Genomic DNA, 18,954 nt, shown 5'->3' with positions numbered 1-18,954 from the left:
ACAAGTGTCGGTAATTGACGCAGGGGCTGGCCGCGCTCCGGTCGCCCCGTATAATGCCGGCATCGCCACTGGTATGGATTAACGGATTGCATATGACTGAACAGCGCCCGATTGCGGTCCTGGGAGGCGGAAGTTTTGGTACCGCCGTGGCCAATCTATTGGCCGAGAACGGCCATCAAGTCCGGCAGTGGATGCGTGACCCCGAGCAGGCCGAGGCCATCCGGGTCAACCGCGAGAACCCGCGTTACCTCAAAGGCATCAAGATTCTGCCGGGAGTGACTGCCGTCACTGATCTGCAGGCCACCCTCGATGCCTGCGAGCTGTGCTTCGTCGCGCTGCCCTCGAGCGCATTGCGCACGGTGCTGGCCGCCCACGCCGAGCGCCTGAGCGGTAAGATGCTGGTCAGCCTGACCAAGGGCATCGAAGCCCACACCTTCAAACTGATGAGCCAGATCCTCGAAGAGATCGCCCCGCTGGCGCGCATCGGCGTGCTGTCCGGGCCGAATCTGGCGCGGGAGATCGCTGAACACGCGCTGACCGCCACCGTGGTCGCCAGCGAAGACGAAGAACTCTGCAAAGCGGTGCAGGCTGCGCTGCATGGTCGCACCTTCCGCGTTTACGCCAGTGCTGACCGTTTCGGCGTCGAGCTGGGTGGGGCGTTGAAAAACGTTTACGCGATCATCGCCGGCATGGCGGTGGCGCTGGAGATGGGCGAGAACACCAAGAGCATGCTGATCACTCGCGCCCTGGCCGAGATGACCCGGTTCGCGGTGAACCAGGGTGCCAACCCGATGACCTTCCTCGGTCTGGCCGGGGTCGGTGATTTGATCGTCACCTGCTCGTCGCCGAAGAGCCGCAACTATCAGGTCGGGTTTGCCCTCGGTCAGGGCCTGAGCCTTGATGAAGCGGTGTCGCGTCTGGGCGAAGTCGCCGAGGGCGTGAACACTCTGAAGGTACTCAAGGCCAAGTCCCAGGAGGTTGGCGTGTACATGCCGCTGGTCGCCGGGCTGCATGCGATTCTGTTTGAAGGACGCACGCTGGAGCAGGTGATCGGTCTACTGATGCGTGCCGAACCGAAAACCGACGTCGACTTTATTTCCACCAGCGGTTTCAACTGATTCAACAGGAAGCGAGCCATGAACGATCCGAAAACCGAAGCCAAGTACGAATCCATTCTCCTGCGGGTGCTGTGGATGATCGTCTACGTGCTGGTCTGGCAAGTGGCGCAGTTCATCCTCGGCGCCGTGGTGCTGGTGCAACTGATCTATCGTTTGATTTACGGCGCGCCGAGCGCCAGCCTGATGAATTTCGGCGACAGCCTGAGCCAGTTCCTCGCGCAGATCGGCCGCTTCGGCAGCTTTCACAGCGACCAGAAACCCTGGCCGTTTGCCGACTGGCCAACCCCGCGTGCCCCGGAAGGCGAAGCACCGCACGCCGTGCCGCCAGCGCCGCATCCGGCCCGCGATGAGGAACCCAAGCTATGAAACTCTGGGTGTTGCGTCACGGCGAGGCGGTGCCTTACGGCTCGTGCCCTGACTCCGAGCGGGCGTTGACCGAACACGGTCGCAAAGAAGCGTTGAGCAGCGCCGCGCAATTGATCGGCCAGCCGCTGACGGCGATCTACGCCAGCCCTTATCTGCGTGCGCAACAGACCGCACAGATTGTCCGCGAGGCGCTGGGGTTCGAGCCGGAGATCCGCACGGTCGATTGGCTGAAGCCAGAGAGCGATCCGGACAAGGTCACCGATCAACTGGTGTCGGTGAGCAATGTGCTGCTGGTCAGCCATAACCCGTTGGTGGGCAACCTGCTGAGCTATCTGCAGCACGGCGCCGGGCATCCGCCGGAGAAGGTCGGCACTGCCGGTCTGGCTGAGCTGGAAAGCCCTGAACTGCTGATCGGCTCGATGACCCTCAACAGCCTCAAGCACCCCTGACACTGATTCCTTGTGGGAGCGGGCCCTCATTTTCAGTTGAAATTATTTGTTTGAATTTTCCAACCAAGCACTTGCTTGGTTGACTACGCTTGCTCCAGACCCAAAAAACAGGAGCGAGTCGCATGTCTGCCGCCTTCCGTTTGCCGCTGGACGTGTTCTACGAGCGTGAGGCCCGGCACCCGCGCCAGCGTTTTCTGGTGCAGCCCATCGGCGGCGGGCAGGTCGAGACCCTGACCTGGGCCGACGTCGGTCATCAAGCGCGTTGTGCCGCGCACTGGCTGCGCGCCCGGGAATTACCGCAGGGCAGCCACATCGCGCTGATCTCGAAAAACTGCGCGCACTGGATCATTGCCGATCTGGCAATCTGGATGGCCGGGCACGTCTCGGTGCCGCTGTATCCCAACCTCACCGCCGACTCGGTGAATCAGGTGCTGACGCATTCGGAAAGTGTGCTGGCGTTCATTGGCAAACTCGATGACTGGCCGGGCATGTCGGTCGGTGTGCCGGCGGATTTGCCGACCATCAGCCTGCCGCTGCACCCGCCCGGCGAGTTCGATTTCAGTTGGGATGACCTGCAAAAAAGCTCGCCAATCCGTGACGATCCGCGCCCGCCAGGCGAACAACTGGCAACCATCATCTACACCTCAGGCACCACCGGGTTGCCCAAAGGCGTGATGCACAGCTTTGCCAATCTGGGGTTCGCCACGACTCGCGGCACGCAACTGTTCGGGCTTAACGAGCAAGACCGGCTGCTGTCGTACCTGCCGCTGTGCCATGTCGCCGAACGCATGTTCGTTGAGCTGGCCTCGATCTACACCGGGCAGACCGTGTTCTTTGCCGAAAGCCTCGACACCTTCATCACCGACCTGCAGCGGGCGCGGCCCACGGCGATGTTCGGCGTGCCGCGCATCTGGACCAAATTCCAGATGGGCGTGTACGGCAAGATTCCGGCCAAGCGCCTGGATTTCCTCCTTGGCCTGCCGTTCATTGGCAAACGGGTCGGGCGCAAGGTGTTGGCGGGGCTGGGGCTGGATGCCTTGCGCGTGGCGCTGTCCGGTGCGGCACCGGTGCCGCAGACCTTGCTCAGTTGGTATCAGAAACTCGGCCTCGATGTGCTGGAGGTGTATGGCATGACCGAGAGTTGCGGCTATTCGCACATCTGCCTGCCGGGTCAGTACAAGCAAGGCTGGATCGGCAAGCCGTGCCCGGAGGTCGAGGTGCGCATCGACGAGTCCGGTGAGGTGCTGGTGCGCAGTCAGGCGAACATGCTTGGCTATTTCAAGGACCCGCAGAAAACCGCCGAGACCCTCACCGAGGACGGCTTCCTGCGTACCGGCGACAAGGGTGAGCAGGATGCCGAGGGACGCTTGCGCCTGACCGGCCGGCTCAAGGAAATCTTCAAGACCAGCAAAGGCAAATACGTCGCCCCGGCGCCGATTGAAAACCGGCTGGCAGTGCACTCACGGATCGAACAGGTCTGTGTGGTCGGTGATGGCCTGAGTGCGCCGCTGGGCTTGTGCGTACTGTCGACGGTCAATCAGGAGGAGGGGCGGGCCAGCCTGCATTCGAGCCTGGAAAAACTGCTCGAAGAGGTCAACGCCGTGCTCGACAAGCACGAGCGCCTGCGGCGGCTGGTGGTGGTGAAGGACAGTTGGGCGGTGGAAAACGGTTTTCTCACGCCGACCTTGAAGATCAAACGCAATGTCATCGAAGACACCTATGGCGCGCGGTTTGAAGAATGGAGTGCGCGCAGCGAGGCGGTGCTGTGGCAGGATTGAGTGACCATCAAAACAACAAAGGAAGCCTGCGATGAGCTTGTGGCGCACCACTCCGAACATCGAGCAGTTGAACGCAATCCAGAAAAACACCATCGGCGAAGTGCTGGATATCCGTTTCGAGTCCTTCGACGAGGAATCGCTGACGGCGAGCATGGTCATCGACCACCGCACTCACCAGCCTTACGGTCTGCTGCACGGCGGCGCCTCGGTGGTGCTGGCGGAAACCGTCGGTTCGATGGCCAGTTATCTGTGCATCGATGCCAGCAAGTTCTACTGCGTGGGGCTGGAGATCAATGCCAACCATTTGCGCGGTTTGCGCAGCGGGCGGGTGACCGCGGTGGCCAAACCGATTCACATCGGTCGCACCACGCATGTCTGGGACATCCGCCTGACCAGCGATGAAGGCAAGGCCAGTTGTGTGTCGCGTTTGACCATGGCGGTGGTGCCATTGGGCGAGCAGCCGCCGGCGCGTTGAGGTCAGATGCGCCATCGCCATGACCGGACTGTCATCATTCCTGGCAGTTACGGTCATTGCTCAGGGCCGCGCTCTTGCGGACAATCAGCGGCATGTTTCCGCTCATGGATAAACCTGCATGTCGCAACCGATCTTTTTCGCCCACGCCAACGGGTTTCCCTCGGGCACCTATGGCAAGTTGTTCGCGGCGCTGGCGCCCGAGTATCGGGTCGCGCATCTGGAACAGCATGCCCATGACCCGCGTTTCCCGGCGGACGACAACTGGTACAACCTGGTCGACGAACTGATCCACCATCTGCAGCAACAGGATCAGCCGGTGTGGGGCGTCGGCCATTCGTTTGGCGGTGTGTTGCACCTGCACGCGGCGTTGCGTTGCCCTGAGCTGTATCGCGGCGTGGTCATGCTCGACTCGCCGGTGCTGACTCGCACAGACCAGTGGGTGATCCGCGCGGCCAAGCGCTTCGGTTTTATCGACAAACTGACCCCGGCCGGACGTACGTTGGGGCGGCGCGAAGAGTTCGCCGATCTCGACACGGCGCGCAGCTATTTTGCCGGCAAGACCCTGTTTCGCGGTTTCGATCCGGAATGCTTCGATGCCTACCTGCAGCACGGGCTGCATACGGTTGGCGACAAGCTGCGTCTGCGCTTTGATCCGGCCACTGAAATCAGCATCTATCGCGGCGTGCCGCACACCAGTCCCGGTCGCACTCGTCAGCTGAAAGTGCCGCTGGCGGTGGTGCGTGGCCACAAGAGCCGCGTGGTCATGCGTCATCACAGCCGATTCGTCGGGCGCCTGCCGCAGGGTGAAGCACTGAGCATGCCGGGCGGGCACATGTTTCCGCTGGAACGTCCGCAAGACACGGCGCGCCTGCTCAAAGAGCTGTTTACGCGCTGGGAGCGCCGCCAACAGAAGGACTGCGCATGAGCCCGACCTTCGAAGAAGTGCGCTTGAGCCTGCCGCATATCGAACTGGCCGCGCATTTGTTCGGCCCGGAGGACGGTCTGCCGGTGATTGCCCTGCATGGCTGGCTCGACAACGCCAACAGCTTTGCGCGCCTGGCGCCCAAGCTCAAAGGCCTGCGCATCATCGCGCTGGACATGGCCGGGCATGGGCATTCCGGGCATCGGCCCAACGGCGCCGGTTATGCGTTGTGGGACTATGCGCACGACGTGTTGCAGGTCGCCGAGCAATTGGGCTGGAAGCGCTTCGGCCTGCTCGGGCATTCGATGGGCGCGATCGTTTCGCTGGTGCTGGCCGGTTCGTTGCCGGAGCGCATCAGCCACCTGGCGTTGATCGACGGGGTGATTCCTCCTACGGACAAAGGCGAAAATGCTGCCGAGCGCATGGGCATGGCCCTGCAGGCGCAACTGGATTTGCGCGAGAAGCGCAAGCCGGTCTACAACACCCTCGACCGCGCTATCGAAGCACGGATGAAGGGCTTGGTGGCGGTCAGTCGCGAAGCCGCCGAACTGCTGGCGCAACGCGGTCTGATGCCGGTGCCCGGCGGTTATACCTGGCGCACCGACAATCGCCTGACCCTGCCGTCGCCGTTGCGCCTGACGCAGGAGCAGGCGATGGCTTTCGTCCAGCGCATCACCTGCCCGGCGCAACTGGTGGTCGCCGCCGACGGCATGCTGGCCAAACATCCGGAGTTGCTGGAGCGGCTACCCTTTAGCCAGGAACAGCTGGCGGGCGGGCATCATTTGCACCTGAACGATGAGTCCGGTGCCGACCTTGTCGCAGACTGTTTCAATCGCTTCTTCGCCATTCCTTGACTTGCACCGGGCAACTGTCGAGGCTGGGCGGGTTGAAATGGGAGACAAACACGATGGATTTCTATACCGCTGCGCCCCCGACCCGCCAAGCCATGCCGATCCGATGAGCCTGACTATGCGGTCACTCAGTCTGTTGGCGCTGTGCTGTTTCAGTTCCGTTTCGTTCGCCGCCGACGTGCCCGGCAGCCAGGATTTGCAGATCGTGCCGCGTCTGGCCGATGCGCAGATCGTTGACTATCGCCCTCCTGTGGAGCTTGAGCGGATCTATCCGCTGGGCTCGATCCGCAAGATCAGCGGCCAGTTGCGCTTTGACGGCCAGGTCACGGCGCGCGGCCAGACCACTTCGGTCACCTACGAGTTGCCGCCTGAGCATTCCGCCACCGAAGCCTTCACCGCCGCCCGCGAAGCCCTGCAAAAGCAGGACGCCGAGTTGCTGTTCTGGTGCCAGGCCCGCGATTGTGGCGAAAGCAGCCTGTGGGCCAATGAAGTGTTCGGTAACGCCAAGCTGTACGGCGCCGACGAGCAACAGGCCTATCTGCTGTTGCGTCTGGCCGCACCGAAGGACAACACCTTGGTGGCGCTCTACAGCATCACCCGCGGCAATCGCAAAGCCTATCTGCATGTCGAACAGTTCGAAGCGGGCGCACCGTTGGGCGAGCTGCTGCCGACCTCGGCCACGCTGTTGCGACAGCTCAAAAGTACCGGTGAACTGGACTTTCCCAAGCTGACCGGCGATCCGGATGACACCTGGTTACGACTGATTTCCCGTGGCTTGAACCTCGACACCACCCAACGCGTGACGATTGCCGGACCCAAGGCCGAGGCCTGGCGTCAGGCGCTGATCGGTCAGGGGGTGCGGGCGGCACGGATGGAGGCGGGGAGCGCCGACGGCTCTGGCCTGCGCATCGATCTGTTGCGGTAAGCTGCATCGGGCGTGCACGCGCGGCGTGTTCGCCTACTCTTTGACCGACTGACTTCTTCGAGACTGTACATGCTCAATAACGATCGGCTGTTGGTGCAAATCCTCCTGCTGGTGCTGTTCGGTGCCAGCCTGTGGGTGATGGCGCCGTTCTGGTCGGCGCTGTTCTGGGGCGCGGTGCTGGCGTTCGCCAGTTGGCCGCTGATGCGTCTGCTGACCCGCTGGCTCAATGGCCGCGAATCACTCGCCGCGGCCATTTTGACCCTGGGCTGGATGTTGCTGGTGGCGGCGCCGCTGGTGTGGCTCGGGTTCAACCTGGCCGATCACGTGCGCGATGCCACGGCGTTCATCAAGGATGTGCAGGTCGATGGTCTGCCGGAGGCGCCGGTCTGGCTCGGCAGCGTGCCATTGGTGGGCGAGCGGCTGGTGGGGATCTGGAACAGCATTGATCAGCAGGGCGCAGCGCTGATGGTGTCGATCAAACCGTATCTGGGGCAGGTCGGTAACTGGTTGCTGGCGCGCAGTGCGCAGATCGGCGGCGGGATTCTCGAGCTGACCCTGAGCATTGTCTTTGTGTTCTTTTTCTATCGCGACGGGCCGCGCTTGGCGGCGTTTGTGCACGGTCTGCTGCAGCGCCTGATTGGTGAGCGTGCCGGGTATTACATCGAGCTGGTGGCCGGTACTGTGCAGCGGGTGGTCAACGGGGTGATCGGTACGGCGGCGGCGCAGGCGGTTCTGGCGTTGATCGGCTTTCTGATTGCCGGGGTCCCGGGGGCGTTGGTGCTGGGGATCGTGACCTTCCTGTTGAGTCTGATTCCGATGGGGCCACCGTTGGTGTGGATTCCGGCCACGGCCTGGCTGGCCTGGAAAGGTGAATACGGGATGGCGGTGTTTCTCGGGATCTGGGGGACGTTCATCATCAGTGGCGTGGATAACGTGTTGAAGCCTTATCTGATCAGCCGCGGGGGGAATCTGCCGTTGGTGATTGTGTTGCTTGGGGTGTTTGGCGGGTTGATTGCGTTTGGGTTTATCGGGTTGTTTATCGGGCCTACGTTGTTGGCGGTGGCCTATAGTTTGTTGACGGATTGGAGTAAGAGTCAGGCTCGGGTTTAGGCGCCCTGGCTTTTTTGGGGTTGTGGGCATATCCGTTGGTTTGGGTGTGGCGGCTGGCGGTTTCGCCCTTACGGCGAGTCACTTTTTACAAACGCCTAAAAAGTAACCCAAAACGCTTGCCCCAACGTTCGGCCCTCGCCGTGGCTCGGGTTCCTTCGCTCCGTGATTCATCCGGGGGCATCGCCTCCGGTTTGCTTCGCTGCACCTCCTCTCGATGTGTTCGACTGCGTCGAACGGTCGCTACGCTCCCACCCCCGGATAAACCCCTCCACTCAGCCTGCCGAAGGGGCCGGCACGGCAAGATCAAGAGCTTTCGGCGAGCTGACACTCGACCATTTGAGTGGTGAAGAGCGAGGCGGTGCACTATCTCGCTCTTCTGGAGGAGTGAGCCTGCTCGCCATGGCGGCCTTATAGCCGGCCAATTTCCAACTGAATAAACCCATTCCCACTGTGGGAGCGGGCTTGCTCGCGAAGGCGGCCTTATAACCAAACAATCTCCAACTGAATGCACTCCATCCAACTGTAGGAGCCAGCCTGCTGGCGATGAGGCCTTCTCAACCAACTACTCTCTTCCCGCTGTACCCAAATGACCGTTCCCACACCGCTGCATGGAAACGATCACCCATCACCCCATCAACTCAAGTCGCCACATTCAGGTACTTGCCCACCGACGCAGCATTGTCCAGCGAGTACTGTTTGCTCAAGTTGGCAATCATCCGGTTCAGCGCTTCGCTGGTGGTCTGGGTACTGGTGGTCTGATCTTCGGGCGGGTGTTCCCGACCTGCCTGTAGCGCCGCTTTCAGTTCATCGCTGCTCACGCCGCCACTGCTGTCGCTGTCGAGTACCTTGAGCAGCGCGGCGCTGGTGTCGGTGCTGTTCGTTGAGCTGTTGTCACTGGTTTGTAGCGCGCTGCTCAGTTCGGTCGCGCTGATGCTGCCGTCACCATCGGCATCCAGTTGGCTGAACAATTCATCACTGGAAATCTGAGGCGGCGGAGGTGGAGGCGGGGTCAGGCTGGCGGTGAGTTCCTCCTGGCTGACGGTGCCGTCCTTGTTCTTGTCCAGGGCCGAGAAGATTTGGTTGCTGTCGGCGCTGCTGCCGGCGCTGGTCAGGCCGCTGCTCAGTTCGTCGCTGCTGATGGCGCCATCACCATCGGCGTCGAGGGCGCTGATCAGGGCGTCGGCCAGATCGGTGTTGGGGGCTTGATCCTGCGGTGGCGGTGGGGGCGCCATGGCGGTCATTTCTTCGATGCTGAGGCTGCCGCTGGCGTCGCTGTCCAGATCACCGAATTGTTTGCTCAGGTTGACCAGCAGGCCATCGTCGGATTTCTGCGACAGGGCACTTTTCAGTTCGTCCTGATCCACCGCGCCGTCGCCGTTGCTGTCGAGTTTGGCGAACAGCTGCTTTTGCAATTGCTGGCTGCGGGCGTTCTGGGTGGTGCTGCTGGTGCTGGTATAGCTCGTGTAGTTGCTGACGCTACCGATCATGGGCTCACTCCTTGGACTGTAAAACCGGTGGGTGTACCGGCTTGTGCAGACTCAAGGGGCAAGATGTCCTGGGTGTTTTGGCTTTGTACCGAGTGGTACACAGTGGCGGGAATACCAAAAATCCTCTGTGGGAGCGGGCTTGCTCGCGAAGGCGGCCGATCATTCAACACAGAAGTCGACTGACACACCGCTTTCGCGAGCAAGCCCGCTCCCACGGTGGATAGGTGTGTTTTTTAAGTGCGCGGCAGGCGGATGATTGCGGTCAGGCCGCCACCCGGGGTTTCTTCCAGATTCAATTGTCCACCCAAACGCTGCGCTGCCTCGCGGGCGATGGTCATGCCCAGGCCGACGCCGCCGGAGTTGCGGTTGCGCGAGCCTTCCAGGCGAAAGAACGGTTCGAACACCGCCTCGCGCTTGTCTTCGGCAATCCCCGGGCCGTGGTCGATCACGCGGATCAGTAATTGCTCGCGTTGATCCTGCAATTCGATGCGTGCCTGTCCGGCGTAGCGCAGGGCGTTGTCCATCAGGTTGTTGATGCACGAGCGCAGCGCCATCGGCTGCACCTGCAGCGGTGCGCAATGGCCGCTGACTTCAACGTCTGCACCTTGATCCTGAGCGTTCTCGCACAGCGATTCGACCAGCGCCTGCACGTCCATCAACTGCAACGCTTCGCTGGTGCGCTGTTCGTGCAGGTAGGTGAGAGTGGCGTCGAGCATGCCGATCATGTCGTTAAGGTCCTGGCGCATCTGACCTTGCAGTTTTTCGTCGTCGATCTGTTCCAGGCGCAGCTTCAACCGCGACAGCGGAGTGCGCAGGTCGTGGGAGACGGCGCCGAGCATGCGTGCTCGCTGCTGCACCTGTTCGCGGATGCGTTGTTGCATCAGGTTGAAGGTGTGCGCCGCTTGTCGGGCTTCACGCGGGCCGGATTCGTCCAGCGGCGGGCTGTCGAGGTTTTCGCTGAGGCGTTCGGCGGCGTCGCTCAGGCGCTGGATCGGCCGGGTGAGCAGTTTGGCACCGTACCACGCAGCGATCATCAGCGAGATGAACTGGAAAGTCAGCGGCACCAGCGGCCCGCCGAACCACGGACGCGGCGGGCGATGGGCGAAACGTGGATCCGGCGGCGGCCGCTGACCGTCGACGCCCGCGGCAAATTCCGGCGGGGGTGGCGGTGGGGGTGGCCCATAGTGATGAAACCAGGCAAAGGCCAGCAGGTGCGCCAGGACGATCGCCACGAACAGCATGCCAAACAGGCGGCCGAACAGCGTGTCGAAGCGCGCTCGCATCAGCCGATGTCTCGCGCGTCGAACAGGTAACCTTCACCGCGCACGGTTTTGATCAACTGCGGGGCTTTCGGGTCGTCGCCGAGTTTTTGCCGCAGGCGCGACACCAGCAAATCGATGCTGCGGTCGAACGCTTCGATCGACCGGCCACGGGCGGCATCCAGCAGTTGTTCGCGGCTGAGTACGCGGCGCGGGCGTTCGATGAAGACCCAGAGCAGGCGGAATTCGGCGTTGGACAGCGGCACTACCAGGCCATCGTCGGCGATCAACTGCCGCAGCACGCTGTTCAAGCGCCAGTTGTCGAAGCGGATGTTGGCGCGCTGTTCGGTACGGTCATCGCGTACCCGACGCAGGATGGTCTGGATCCGCGCCACCAGCTCCCGTGGCTCGAACGGTTTGGCCATGTAGTCGTCGGCGCCCAGTTCCAGGCCGATGATGCGGTCGGTGGGTTCGCAGCGGGCGGTGAGCATCAGGATCGGGATGTCCGATTCGGCGCGCAGCCAGCGGCACAGCGACAGGCCGTCTTCGCCGGGCAGCATCAGGTCGAGCACCACCACGTCGAAATGCTCGGCCTGCATCGCCTGACGCATGGCCGCGCCGTCGGTGACGCCGCTGGCGTGGATGTTGAAACGCGCGAGGTAGTCGATCATCAGCTCGCGGATCGGCACATCGTCATCGACGATCAGCGCACGGATGCTCCAGCGCTTGTCGTCTTTCTGCTCATCAGTCACGGTGGTCTGGGTGTTGTGCATGGGGCTGTTCATCTGCCAGTAGGCCGCCAACCACAAAGATGGGCTGCGAGGTGGTGGTTTCAGCATAGGCGTCCTGCCGTGAGGCGGGAAGTGCTGATGTAAGGACGTGTTGCGGCTGGCGAGGCTAGCGCGGGCGCTTGTTGGCGGCGTGTCGGTTGTGTATCGGATTCGACACAATAGCCGCGAGCGCTATGCTGATCACGTTTGCGGCGACGATTTACCGATCATCGGGTGCCGCGCTGGCGCCGCTTCCGCTACAATGCGCGCCGATTTCGACTTGCCTGAGAGCCCATCCATGTCCGCCTGCCAGACTCCTATCATCGTCGCCCTGGATTTCCCCACCCGTGACGCCGCACTGAAGCTGGCCGACCAGTTGGACCCGAAACTGTGCCGGGTCAAAGTGGGCAAGGAACTGTTCACCAGTTGCGCCGCGGAAATCGTCGGCACCTTGCGTGACAAAGGCTTCGAGGTGTTCCTCGACCTGAAATTCCACGACATTCCCAACACCACCGCGATGGCCGTGAAAGCCGCGGCCGAGATGGGCGTGTGGATGGTCAACGTGCATTGCTCCGGTGGCCTGCGCATGATGGCGGCCTGCCGTGAAGAGCTTTCCAAGCGCAGCGGCCCGCAACCGCTGCTGATCGGTGTGACCGTGCTGACCAGCATGGAGCGCGAGGATCTGGCCGGTATCGGTCTGGATATCGAACCGCAGGAGCAAGTGCTGCGTCTGGCTGCGCTGGCCGAGAAGGCCGGGATGGACGGTCTGGTGTGCTCGGCGCTGGAAGCCACCGCACTGAAGTCGGCGCACCCGTCGCTGCAACTGGTGACCCCGGGGATTCGCCCGGCGGGCAGTGCGCAAGATGACCAGCGCCGTATCCTGACCCCGCGTCAGGCGCTGGATGCCGGTTCCGATTATCTGGTGATCGGCCGTCCGATCAGTCAGGCGGCGGATCCGGCCAAGGCACTGGCTTCGGTCGTGGCCGAAATCGCCTAAGCAACACCGAAGATCCAAATGTGGGAGCGAGCCTGCTCGCGAATAGGGCGTGTCAGTCGAATTCCTTGCCGACTGATCCACCGCTTTCGCGAGCAGGCTCGCTCCCACATTGGTTTCTGAGTGGTCTTAGATTTTCAGCACCAACTTGCCGAAATTCTCCCCGCTGAACAGTTTCATCAGCGTCTCCGGAAAGGTCTCCAGACCTTCAACGATGTCTTCCTTGCTCTTGAGCTGCCCTTTGGCCATCCAGCCGGCCATTTCCTGCGCGGCACCGGCGTACTGCGCGGCATAGTCCATCACCACAAAGCCTTCCATGCGCGCACGATTGACCAGCAGTGACAGGTAGTTGGCCGGGCCTTTGACCGCTTCCTTGTTGTTGTACTGGCTGATGGCGCCGCAGATCACCACCCGGGCTTTCGGCGCCAGACGGCTGAGCACAGCGTCGAGGATCTCGCCGCCGACGTTATCGAAATACACATCAACGCCTTTCGGGCACTCACGCTTGAGTCCGGCCAGCACGTCTTCGTGCTTGTAATCGATAGCGCCGTCGAAGCCCAGTTCATCGATCAGGTATTTGCACTTGTCGGCACCACCGGCGATGCCGACGACCCGGCAGCCTTTGATCTTGGCGATCTGTCCGGCAATGCTGCCCACTGCCCCGGCAGCTCCCGACAATACCACGGTGTCGCCGGCCTTCGGTGCGCCGACGTCGAGCAGGGCGAAGTAAGCGGTCATGCCGGTCATACCCAGCGCGGACAGATACACCGGCAGCGGCGCCAGTTTCGGATCGACTTTGTAGAAACCTCTGGGTTCGCCAAGGAAATAATCCTGCACGCCGAGGGCGCCGTTGACGTAGTCGCCGACGGCAAAGCCCGGGTTGTTCGAAGCGATGACCTGGCCCACGCCCAAGGCGCGCATGACTTCACCGATTTCTACCGGCGGGATATAGGACTTGCCCTCGTTCATCCAACCGCGCATGGCCGGGTCGAGGGACAGGTATTGGTTTTTCACCAGTATCTGACCAGCGCCCGGTTCGCCGACCGGGACTTCCTGGTAGGTGAAGGTCTCACGGGTTGCAGCCCCCACCGGGCGTTTGGCGAGGAGGAACTGGCGATTGGTCTGACTGGTCATGGCAGGCACTCGAACTGAATGAAGCCTTGTTGATAGACCCTCGAGGCCAATGCTGCAAGGTCGGCTGATGTGGCGAATGCGCAATGATCCAGTGCAGTGATAGTGGCCCACAGGCTTTTATCACTGCGACGGATGAAGGCATAAACAGCCTTCTGATAGTGCTGACTCGGGACGGGCCCCGGTGACTATGCTGCGAGTCTGCATATCCCTCCTGCATCTCTCCCTTCGAGGACATAACAATGAGCATGACGTTTTCCGGCCAAGTGGTCGTAGTCACTGGAGCGGCCAACGGTATCGGCCGGGCGACCGCCCAGGCGTTCGCCGCCGAAGGTTTGAAAGTGGTGGTGGCCGACCTGGACACGGCAGGGGGCGAAGGCACCGTGGCGCTGATTCGTACAGCCGGCGGCGAAGCGACCTTCGTACGCTGCAACGTTACCGTCGAAAGCGAAGTGAAAAATCTGATGGACGAGGTGATCAATACCTACGGTCGCCTGGACTACGCCTTCAACAATGCCGGGATCGAAATCGAGCAGGGCAAACTGGCCGACGGCTCGATGGACGAGTTCGACGCGATCATGGGCGTCAACGTCAAAGGTGTGTGGTTGTGCATGAAGTATCAGTTGCCGTTGTTGCTCGCTCAGGGCGGCGGGGCGATCGTCAACACCGCGTCGGTGGCGGGCCTTGGCGCGGCGCCGAAGATGAGCATTTATGCAGCGTCGAAACACGCGGTGATCGGCCTGACCAAGTCGGCGGCGATCGAATACGCGAAGAAGAAAATCCGCGTCAACGCCGTGTGCCCGGCGGTGATCGATACCGACATGTTCCGTCGCGCTTACGAGGCTGACCCGAAGAAAGGCGAATTCGCCAACGCGATGCACCCGGTGGGGCGCATCGGCAAGGTCGAGGAAATCGCCAGCGCCGTGCTGTATCTGTGCAGCGATGGCGCGGCGTTTACCACCGGTCATTCCCTGGCCGTGGATGGCGGCGTCACGGCTTTCTGACGCCGAGTGGCAAGACTCTGGAACCCGCCTCAGTGCGGGTTTTCCTGTTGCTGGGCGCCAGTTCCGTTAAACCGCTAAACAATGTGTATCAAACGGTTAGAACGGCTGCTTTTGACGGCGTTGTCGCACAGCCTGAGCGACGCGGCTGTGATTTACTGCCGCCAGCAAAATGGACAGGAGTTTGCGTGCTCATGGAATTGAGAATTGACCGACAGGCAATGGTGCCGGTCGTACAGCAGATTGTTGATGGCATGACTGAGTGGATCTCGCGAAGCGGTGTGGCGCCGAGCACGCGTTTGCCCTCCGTCAGGCAGATTGCGCGCTCCAATCTGCTGAGTCAGTCGTGTGTGGCCGAGGCCTGCGAACGGCTGGTGGCGCAAGGCGTTCTGGCCCCGCGTCAGGGCGCCGGGTTCATGGTGGCCGCGCAGGGCCGTGGGGTGATCGGGATTGACTGCGGGCAGGCACACAGCGGGTTGAAACTCGGCGAGGGAGGCTTGCCGCAGAGCTGGCGTGAATCCGACGACCTGAGTTATGCGATCCGTCAGGTGGCCCGTACCGACATGGCGAGTCTGTTCAATTACAGCAGCCCGCTGGGGCTGCCGGCGTTACGCGAGCAGATCGTCAAACGCCTCAGGCTGATCGGCGTCGAGGCTCTGGATGAACAGGTGCTGACGACCTCCGGTGCGAGCCAGGCGCTTGATCTGCTCGCGCGCACATTGTTGAAGGCCGGTGACTGCGTTGTCGTCGAAACCCCGGGCTATGCGCCGCTGTTCGAGCTGTTGCGCCTGTACGGCGTGCAGTTGCTGGAAGTGCGCCGCACGCCGAGCGGGCCGGATCCCCAGGCGCTGGAAGCACTGTTGCGGCAGTTCCGGCCGGTCGCGATGTTCATCAACAGTCACCACCACAATCCCACCGGCTCTTGCCTGACACTTGGCGTTGCCCAACAGATCCTGCGGTTGTGCAACGCTCACGATGTGCGAGTGATCGAGGACGATGTCTACGCCGACCTGCACAATGGCAATGGCACACGCCTGGCGGCACTCGATGAGCGAGTGATCTATGTCGGCAGCTTTTCCAAGACACTGAGCAGCTCGCTGCGCGTCGGGTTTGTCTACGCCGAGCCAGCGCTGATAGCGCGGCTGGGGCGAATCAAGATGATCAGTAGCATGGGCGCTTCGAGTTTCAATGAGGCGGTGCTGACCAGTCTTCTGGCCAATGGCGCCTATCGCAAAATGGTCCAGCGCCAGCGTCAACGGTTGAATACCGATCGGGTCGCCGCGTTGCAGGCGCTGGAGGACGCCGACTGGGAGGTTTTCGGTAAGCCGTGTGGCGGCCTGTTCATCTGGGCCCGTGCCCCGCTGGGCGATACTGGCCGCTTGCACAGTCAGGCGCAGTGCAATGGTGTCAGCCTTTGCGACCCGGGGGCCTTCAGTCCGAGTGGCGAACCCAGTGAGTGGCAGCGGATCAACGTGGCCTATGCCTGTGATCCGAGGGCCCGGCAGTTTTTTCGCAGTACCGGTGTGAATCGACCTCAAGCGTTCTGAAAACGACGCGTGCGTAGCTTTTTGCCATTATTCCGTCGCCAGAGACTTGTGCTGCTCCATGGCCGTTGCGAATCTTCGGCAACAGACTTTGGCAGGGGACTACGCGCAATGATTTCCGCCGTGCAAGGACGTTTTGCCAACCTCGGTATGGCGAAGAAACTGGGTATCGGGTTCGTGCTGGTGCTGCTGTTGACTGCGCTGGTGGCTGCCATTGGTGTCTGGTCCCTGCAGACCATCAGTCAGCGCTTCGATGGACTGAAGCAGATGTCGTCGCTCAACAGTGCACTGCTCAAGGTGCGGCTGCTGGAGCAGGACTATGCGCTGCACAGCAATCCGAAAACCGTCGATGCCTTGCACGAAGGCGTAGACGGTTTGCTGGCCCAGGCCGCGCAACTCAAGGCGCAGTCCCCGGCCAACGTGGCGGTGATGAGCGATGTCGAACAGGCACTGGGCGCTTATCGCAAGGCTTTCGATGAGTTTGTCTCGCTGACCCAGGCCAAGGATCTGGCGCTGGAAATGGCCAGTTGGTCGGTGTCCAGCGTGGCCAACAACCTGGACGTGCTGCAAGCCGGGCTGGCCGATGATGGCGCGTATACCTTGAAGGACAGCGAGGGCAAGGACGGCGCACAGTTCATCGAACAGGCCAGCCAGGTCAGCCAGGTGTCGCGGCTGATGTTGCAGGCGATGAACGAGGCGCGGGTTCGTCTGGATCAGAGCCGCAAGGGCGATGCCGAGAGTGCCGGCAAGGGCAATATCGAGCAGGCCGCCCAGGCGCAGGCTCAGGCCGAGCAGTTGAAGACCACGGTCAAGGATGAGGGCTATCTGACGGTACTCAATGAAGTGTCCGGGCACATCGCCGGTTTCAACGACAAGCTCGCCGAGTACACCGGCCTGCTGGCCCAGGAAAAAACCGTCTACGAACAGTTGCACCAGCGTGCGGCGCAGGTGATGGAGCGCGTGGATCAGGCGTATGGCGCCGAGGACGGCGCGATGCAGGCGGAATTGAAGAAAAACTCGGTGTTGATCATCGGTTCTTCGGCGCTGGCATTGCTGGTCGGGCTGATTGCCGCGTGGGTCATCACCCGGTTGATTGTCGCGCCGTTGCGCAGTGTGATGCGGGTGGCGCAACAGATTGCGGCGGGGGATTTGGGTGCGAGGGTGGAGGTCACCCGGCGTGATGAGATCGGGCAACTGATGCTGGCAATGCAGCAGATGGGCACTGGGCTGAGCACGATCGTCAGCGGTTTGCAGGCGGGCATCGAGCAGTTGGCCAGTTCCGCGCAATCGCTGTCGGCGGTAACCGAGCAGACCAACCTTGAGGTCAACAGCCAGAAGGAAGAGACCGAGCAAGTGGCCACGGCCATGAACCAGATGACCGCCACCGTGCATGATGTGGCACGTAACGCCGAGGAGGCCGCGCTGGCCGCACAAACGGCGGATGCCAAGGTCGAGAGCGGGCAGCAGGTGGTGCGCCAGAGCATGGTGCGGATCGAGCAACTGGCGGATTCGGCGACATCAGCCAGTTCGAGCATCGAAAGCCTCAGTGCGCAGATCCAGAACATCGGTACGGTGCTGGATGTGATCAAGAGCGTTGCCGAGCAGACCAATCTGCTGGCGCTCAACGCCGCGATCGAGGCGGCGCGGGCCGGGGAACAGGGCAGGGGCTTTGCGGTGGTGGCTGATGAGGTTCGCGCGTTGGCGCGGCGTACACAACAATCCACCGAGGAGATCGAGCGTCTGGTCAGTGCGTTGCGTTCGGCGGCGCATTCGTCGGTGCAGCAGATTCAGAGCAGTGGTGACTTGGTGAAGCTGGCGGTCAGTGATGCGCTGCAGACCGAGAGTGCGCTGGGCAGTATTGCGGCGGCGGTTTCGTTGATTCAGCAGATGAATCAGCAGATTGCGGCGGCGGCCGAGGAGCAGAGTTCGGTGGCTGAGGAGATCAATCGCAGTGTGACGAGTATTCGTGCGAGTGCGGATCAGTCTTCGATGGCGATGCGGGGGAATGCGGTTTCGAGTGTTGAGCTGGCGCGGTTGGGAGGGGAGCTCAAGGGGATGGTTGGGCATTTTCGGCTTTGACTTGGCGGCCTCTGGGCCGACCAGGTTCTGGGGGTTTTGGGTGAATATCCGTTGCTTCGGGGGCTGCGGCTGGCGGTTTCGCCCTTACGGCGAGTCACTTTTGCAGACGCCCAAAAGTAACCAAAACGCTTGGCCCCAGCGTTCGGCCCTCGCTTAGGCTCGGGTTCCTTCGCTGCGGGATTCATCCGGGGGCATCGCCTCCGGTTTGCTTCGCTGCACCTCCTCTCGATGTGTTTGGCTTCGCCAAACGGTCGCTGCGCTCCCACCCCCGGATGAACCCCTCCACTCAGCCTGCCGAAGGGGCCGGCACGGCAAGATCAAGAGCTTTCGGCGAGCTGACACTCGGCCATTTGAGTGGTGAAGAGCGAAGCGGTGCACTATCTCGCTCTTCTGTAGGAGTGAGCCTGCTCGCGAAGGCGGCCTGACAGCCGACCAGTTTTCTAACTCACTCACCCTATCCCACTGTGGGAGCTGGCTTGCCAGCGATGGCGGCCTGACAGCCGACCAGTCTCCAACTGAGCGCCCCCATTCCAACTGTGGGAGCTGGCTTGCCAGCGATGGCGGCCTGACAGCCGACCAATCTCCAACTGAATAAACTCATGCCCACTGTGGGAGCGGGCTTGCTCGCGAAGGCGGCCTTACTGCCAACCAATCTCTAACTGAATGTTCGCAATGGCAGTCAGCCCACCCCCCAC

At 61.9% G+C, this 18,954-nt stretch carries 17 protein-coding genes and 1 pseudogene; 14 read left to right on the top strand and 4 right to left on the bottom strand.

The genetic code is table 11. The features are described 5' to 3' along the window. Positions 1–92 precede the first annotated feature (92 nt). The 9 genes from CRO59_RS16585 to CRO59_RS16545 all read left to right on the top strand — a co-directional run bounded on the left by CRO59_RS16585 (position 93) and on the right by CRO59_RS16545 (position 7,994). Complete coding sequence (locus tag CRO59_RS16585) at positions 93–1,118, top strand: NAD(P)H-dependent glycerol-3-phosphate dehydrogenase (RefSeq protein WP_097088495.1); 1,026 nt, start codon at positions 93–95, stop codon at positions 1,116–1,118. Between the two features lie 18 nt (positions 1,119–1,136). Continuing rightward, on the top strand, positions 1,137–1,484 hold the full coding sequence (locus tag CRO59_RS16580) for a DUF4389 domain-containing protein (RefSeq protein WP_007968953.1): 348 nt from the start codon (positions 1,137–1,139) through the stop codon (positions 1,482–1,484). After that, entirely contained in the window at positions 1,481–1,933 is a 453-nt protein-coding gene (sixA, locus tag CRO59_RS16575) for a phosphohistidine phosphatase SixA (RefSeq protein WP_027612312.1), read from the top strand. The genes CRO59_RS16580 and sixA overlap by 4 nt, the downstream gene beginning before the upstream one ends. Positions 1,934–2,055: 122 nt before the next feature. Continuing rightward, complete coding sequence (locus CRO59_RS16570; RefSeq protein ID WP_097088493.1) at positions 2,056–3,711, top strand: AMP-binding protein; 1,656 nt, start codon at positions 2,056–2,058, stop codon at positions 3,709–3,711. A 31-nt stretch (positions 3,712–3,742) separates the two neighbouring features. Beyond that, on the top strand, positions 3,743–4,186 hold the full coding sequence (locus tag CRO59_RS16565) for a hotdog fold thioesterase (RefSeq protein ID WP_027612314.1): 444 nt from the start codon (positions 3,743–3,745) through the stop codon (positions 4,184–4,186). 118 nt (positions 4,187–4,304) lie between these two features. Further along, positions 4,305–5,111: an alpha/beta fold hydrolase gene (locus CRO59_RS16560; RefSeq protein ID WP_027612315.1), complete on the top strand. Its 807-nt coding sequence runs from the start codon at positions 4,305–4,307 to the stop codon at positions 5,109–5,111. After that, positions 5,108–5,962 (top strand): alpha/beta hydrolase, encoded by an 855-nt coding sequence (locus CRO59_RS16555; RefSeq protein WP_027612316.1) that lies wholly within the window; start codon positions 5,108–5,110, stop codon positions 5,960–5,962. Before CRO59_RS16560 ends, CRO59_RS16555 begins: the two co-directional genes overlap by 4 nt. Before the next feature lie 115 nt (positions 5,963–6,077). Continuing rightward, the gene (locus CRO59_RS16550; RefSeq protein ID WP_096796782.1) at positions 6,078–6,884 is read left to right on the top strand and encodes a DUF4892 domain-containing protein; all 807 of its coding nucleotides are present in this window, start codon (positions 6,078–6,080) and stop codon (positions 6,882–6,884) included. 69 nt (positions 6,885–6,953) lie between these two features. Next, complete coding sequence (locus CRO59_RS16545; RefSeq protein WP_097088491.1) at positions 6,954–7,994, top strand: AI-2E family transporter; 1,041 nt, start codon at positions 6,954–6,956, stop codon at positions 7,992–7,994. Between the two features lie 638 nt (positions 7,995–8,632). Here CRO59_RS16545 and xopAW read toward each other — a convergent pair. From xopAW to CRO59_RS16530, 3 genes are all read right to left on the bottom strand, one after another. Next, positions 8,633–9,481 carry an EF-hand domain-containing protein gene (gene xopAW / locus CRO59_RS16540; protein ID WP_097088489.1) on the bottom strand — a complete coding sequence of 283 codons (849 nt, stop codon included), beginning with the start codon at positions 9,479–9,481 and terminating at the stop codon, positions 8,633–8,635. Between the two features lie 233 nt (positions 9,482–9,714). Continuing rightward, the gene (locus tag CRO59_RS16535; RefSeq protein ID WP_097088488.1) at positions 9,715–10,764 is read right to left on the bottom strand and encodes a HAMP domain-containing sensor histidine kinase; all 1,050 of its coding nucleotides are present in this window, start codon (positions 10,762–10,764) and stop codon (positions 9,715–9,717) included. After that, positions 10,764–11,525, bottom strand: coding sequence for a response regulator (locus tag CRO59_RS16530; RefSeq protein ID WP_371260451.1), 762 nt, complete (start codon positions 11,523–11,525; stop codon positions 10,764–10,766). Before CRO59_RS16530 ends, CRO59_RS16535 begins: the two co-directional genes overlap by 1 nt. Positions 11,526–11,808: 283 nt before the next feature. Between CRO59_RS16530 and pyrF the strand changes: the two genes are divergently transcribed. After that, on the top strand, positions 11,809–12,507 hold the full coding sequence (gene pyrF / locus CRO59_RS16525) for an orotidine-5'-phosphate decarboxylase (protein ID WP_007968913.1): 699 nt from the start codon (positions 11,809–11,811) through the stop codon (positions 12,505–12,507). A gap of 126 nt (positions 12,508–12,633) precedes the next feature. Here the strand turns inward: pyrF and CRO59_RS16520 are convergent, their stop codons facing one another. Next, complete coding sequence (locus tag CRO59_RS16520; protein WP_027612322.1) at positions 12,634–13,638, bottom strand: NADP-dependent oxidoreductase; 1,005 nt, start codon at positions 13,636–13,638, stop codon at positions 12,634–12,636. Between the two features lie 239 nt (positions 13,639–13,877). Here CRO59_RS16520 and CRO59_RS16515 point away from each other — a divergent pair, with 239 nt between their 5' ends. The 4 genes and pseudogenes from CRO59_RS16515 (at position 13,878) to CRO59_RS29295 (ending at position 18,259) form a co-directional block, all read left to right on the top strand. Beyond that, entirely contained in the window at positions 13,878–14,639 is a 762-nt protein-coding gene (locus CRO59_RS16515; RefSeq protein ID WP_027612323.1) for an SDR family oxidoreductase, read from the top strand. Positions 14,640–14,830: 191 nt separating this feature from the next. After that, complete coding sequence (locus CRO59_RS16510) at positions 14,831–16,183, top strand: PLP-dependent aminotransferase family protein (protein ID WP_027612324.1); 1,353 nt, start codon at positions 14,831–14,833, stop codon at positions 16,181–16,183. Positions 16,184–16,291: 108 nt separating this feature from the next. Next, positions 16,292–17,350 (top strand): annotated as a pseudogene (locus CRO59_RS29300) (methyl-accepting chemotaxis protein); the annotation flags it as partial. A 27-nt stretch (positions 17,351–17,377) separates the two neighbouring features. Further along, entirely contained in the window at positions 17,378–18,259 is an 882-nt protein-coding gene (locus CRO59_RS29295) for a methyl-accepting chemotaxis protein (protein ID WP_371917821.1), read from the top strand. The last annotated feature ends 695 nt before the right edge of the window (positions 18,260–18,954 follow it).

Source organism: Pseudomonas sp. LAMO17WK12:I5 (assembly GCF_900215165.1).
Classification (GTDB): domain Bacteria; phylum Pseudomonadota; class Gammaproteobacteria; order Pseudomonadales; family Pseudomonadaceae; genus Aquipseudomonas; species Aquipseudomonas putida_A.
Note: the sequence above shows the minus strand (reverse complement) of the source record. Positions and strands in the feature narration are given on the sequence as shown.

What these genes read in the sequence shown, in the direction of transcription:
- CRO59_RS16585 (WP_097088495.1), top strand. Translation starts at nt 93, where the DNA reads ATGACTGAACAGCGCCCGATTGCGGTCCTGGGAGGCGGAAGTTTTGGT.
- CRO59_RS16580 (WP_007968953.1), top strand. Translation starts at nt 1,137, where the DNA reads ATGAACGATCCGAAAACCGAAGCCAAGTACGAATCCATTCTCCTGCGG.
- sixA (WP_027612312.1), top strand. Translation starts at nt 1,481, where the DNA reads ATGAAACTCTGGGTGTTGCGTCACGGCGAGGCGGTGCCTTACGGCTCG.
- CRO59_RS16570 (WP_097088493.1), top strand. Translation starts at nt 2,056, where the DNA reads ATGTCTGCCGCCTTCCGTTTGCCGCTGGACGTGTTCTACGAGCGTGAG.
- CRO59_RS16565 (WP_027612314.1), top strand. Translation starts at nt 3,743, where the DNA reads ATGAGCTTGTGGCGCACCACTCCGAACATCGAGCAGTTGAACGCAATC.
- CRO59_RS16560 (WP_027612315.1), top strand. Translation starts at nt 4,305, where the DNA reads ATGTCGCAACCGATCTTTTTCGCCCACGCCAACGGGTTTCCCTCGGGC.
- CRO59_RS16555 (WP_027612316.1), top strand. Translation starts at nt 5,108, where the DNA reads ATGAGCCCGACCTTCGAAGAAGTGCGCTTGAGCCTGCCGCATATCGAA.
- CRO59_RS16550 (WP_096796782.1), top strand. Translation starts at nt 6,078, where the DNA reads ATGCGGTCACTCAGTCTGTTGGCGCTGTGCTGTTTCAGTTCCGTTTCG.
- CRO59_RS16545 (WP_097088491.1), top strand. Translation starts at nt 6,954, where the DNA reads ATGCTCAATAACGATCGGCTGTTGGTGCAAATCCTCCTGCTGGTGCTG.
- xopAW (WP_097088489.1), bottom strand. Translation starts at nt 9,481, where the DNA reads ATGATCGGTAGCGTCAGCAACTACACGAGCTATACCAGCACCAGCAGC.
- CRO59_RS16535 (WP_097088488.1), bottom strand. Translation starts at nt 10,764, where the DNA reads ATGCGAGCGCGCTTCGACACGCTGTTCGGCCGCCTGTTTGGCATGCTG.
- CRO59_RS16530 (WP_371260451.1), bottom strand. Translation starts at nt 11,525, where the DNA reads ATGAACAGCCCCATGCACAACACCCAGACCACCGTGACTGATGAGCAG.
- pyrF (WP_007968913.1), top strand. Translation starts at nt 11,809, where the DNA reads ATGTCCGCCTGCCAGACTCCTATCATCGTCGCCCTGGATTTCCCCACC.
- CRO59_RS16520 (WP_027612322.1), bottom strand. Translation starts at nt 13,638, where the DNA reads ATGACCAGTCAGACCAATCGCCAGTTCCTCCTCGCCAAACGCCCGGTG.
- CRO59_RS16515 (WP_027612323.1), top strand. Translation starts at nt 13,878, where the DNA reads ATGAGCATGACGTTTTCCGGCCAAGTGGTCGTAGTCACTGGAGCGGCC.
- CRO59_RS16510 (WP_027612324.1), top strand. Translation starts at nt 14,831, where the DNA reads ATGGAATTGAGAATTGACCGACAGGCAATGGTGCCGGTCGTACAGCAG.
- CRO59_RS29295 (WP_371917821.1), top strand. Translation starts at nt 17,378, where the DNA reads ATGCTGGCAATGCAGCAGATGGGCACTGGGCTGAGCACGATCGTCAGC.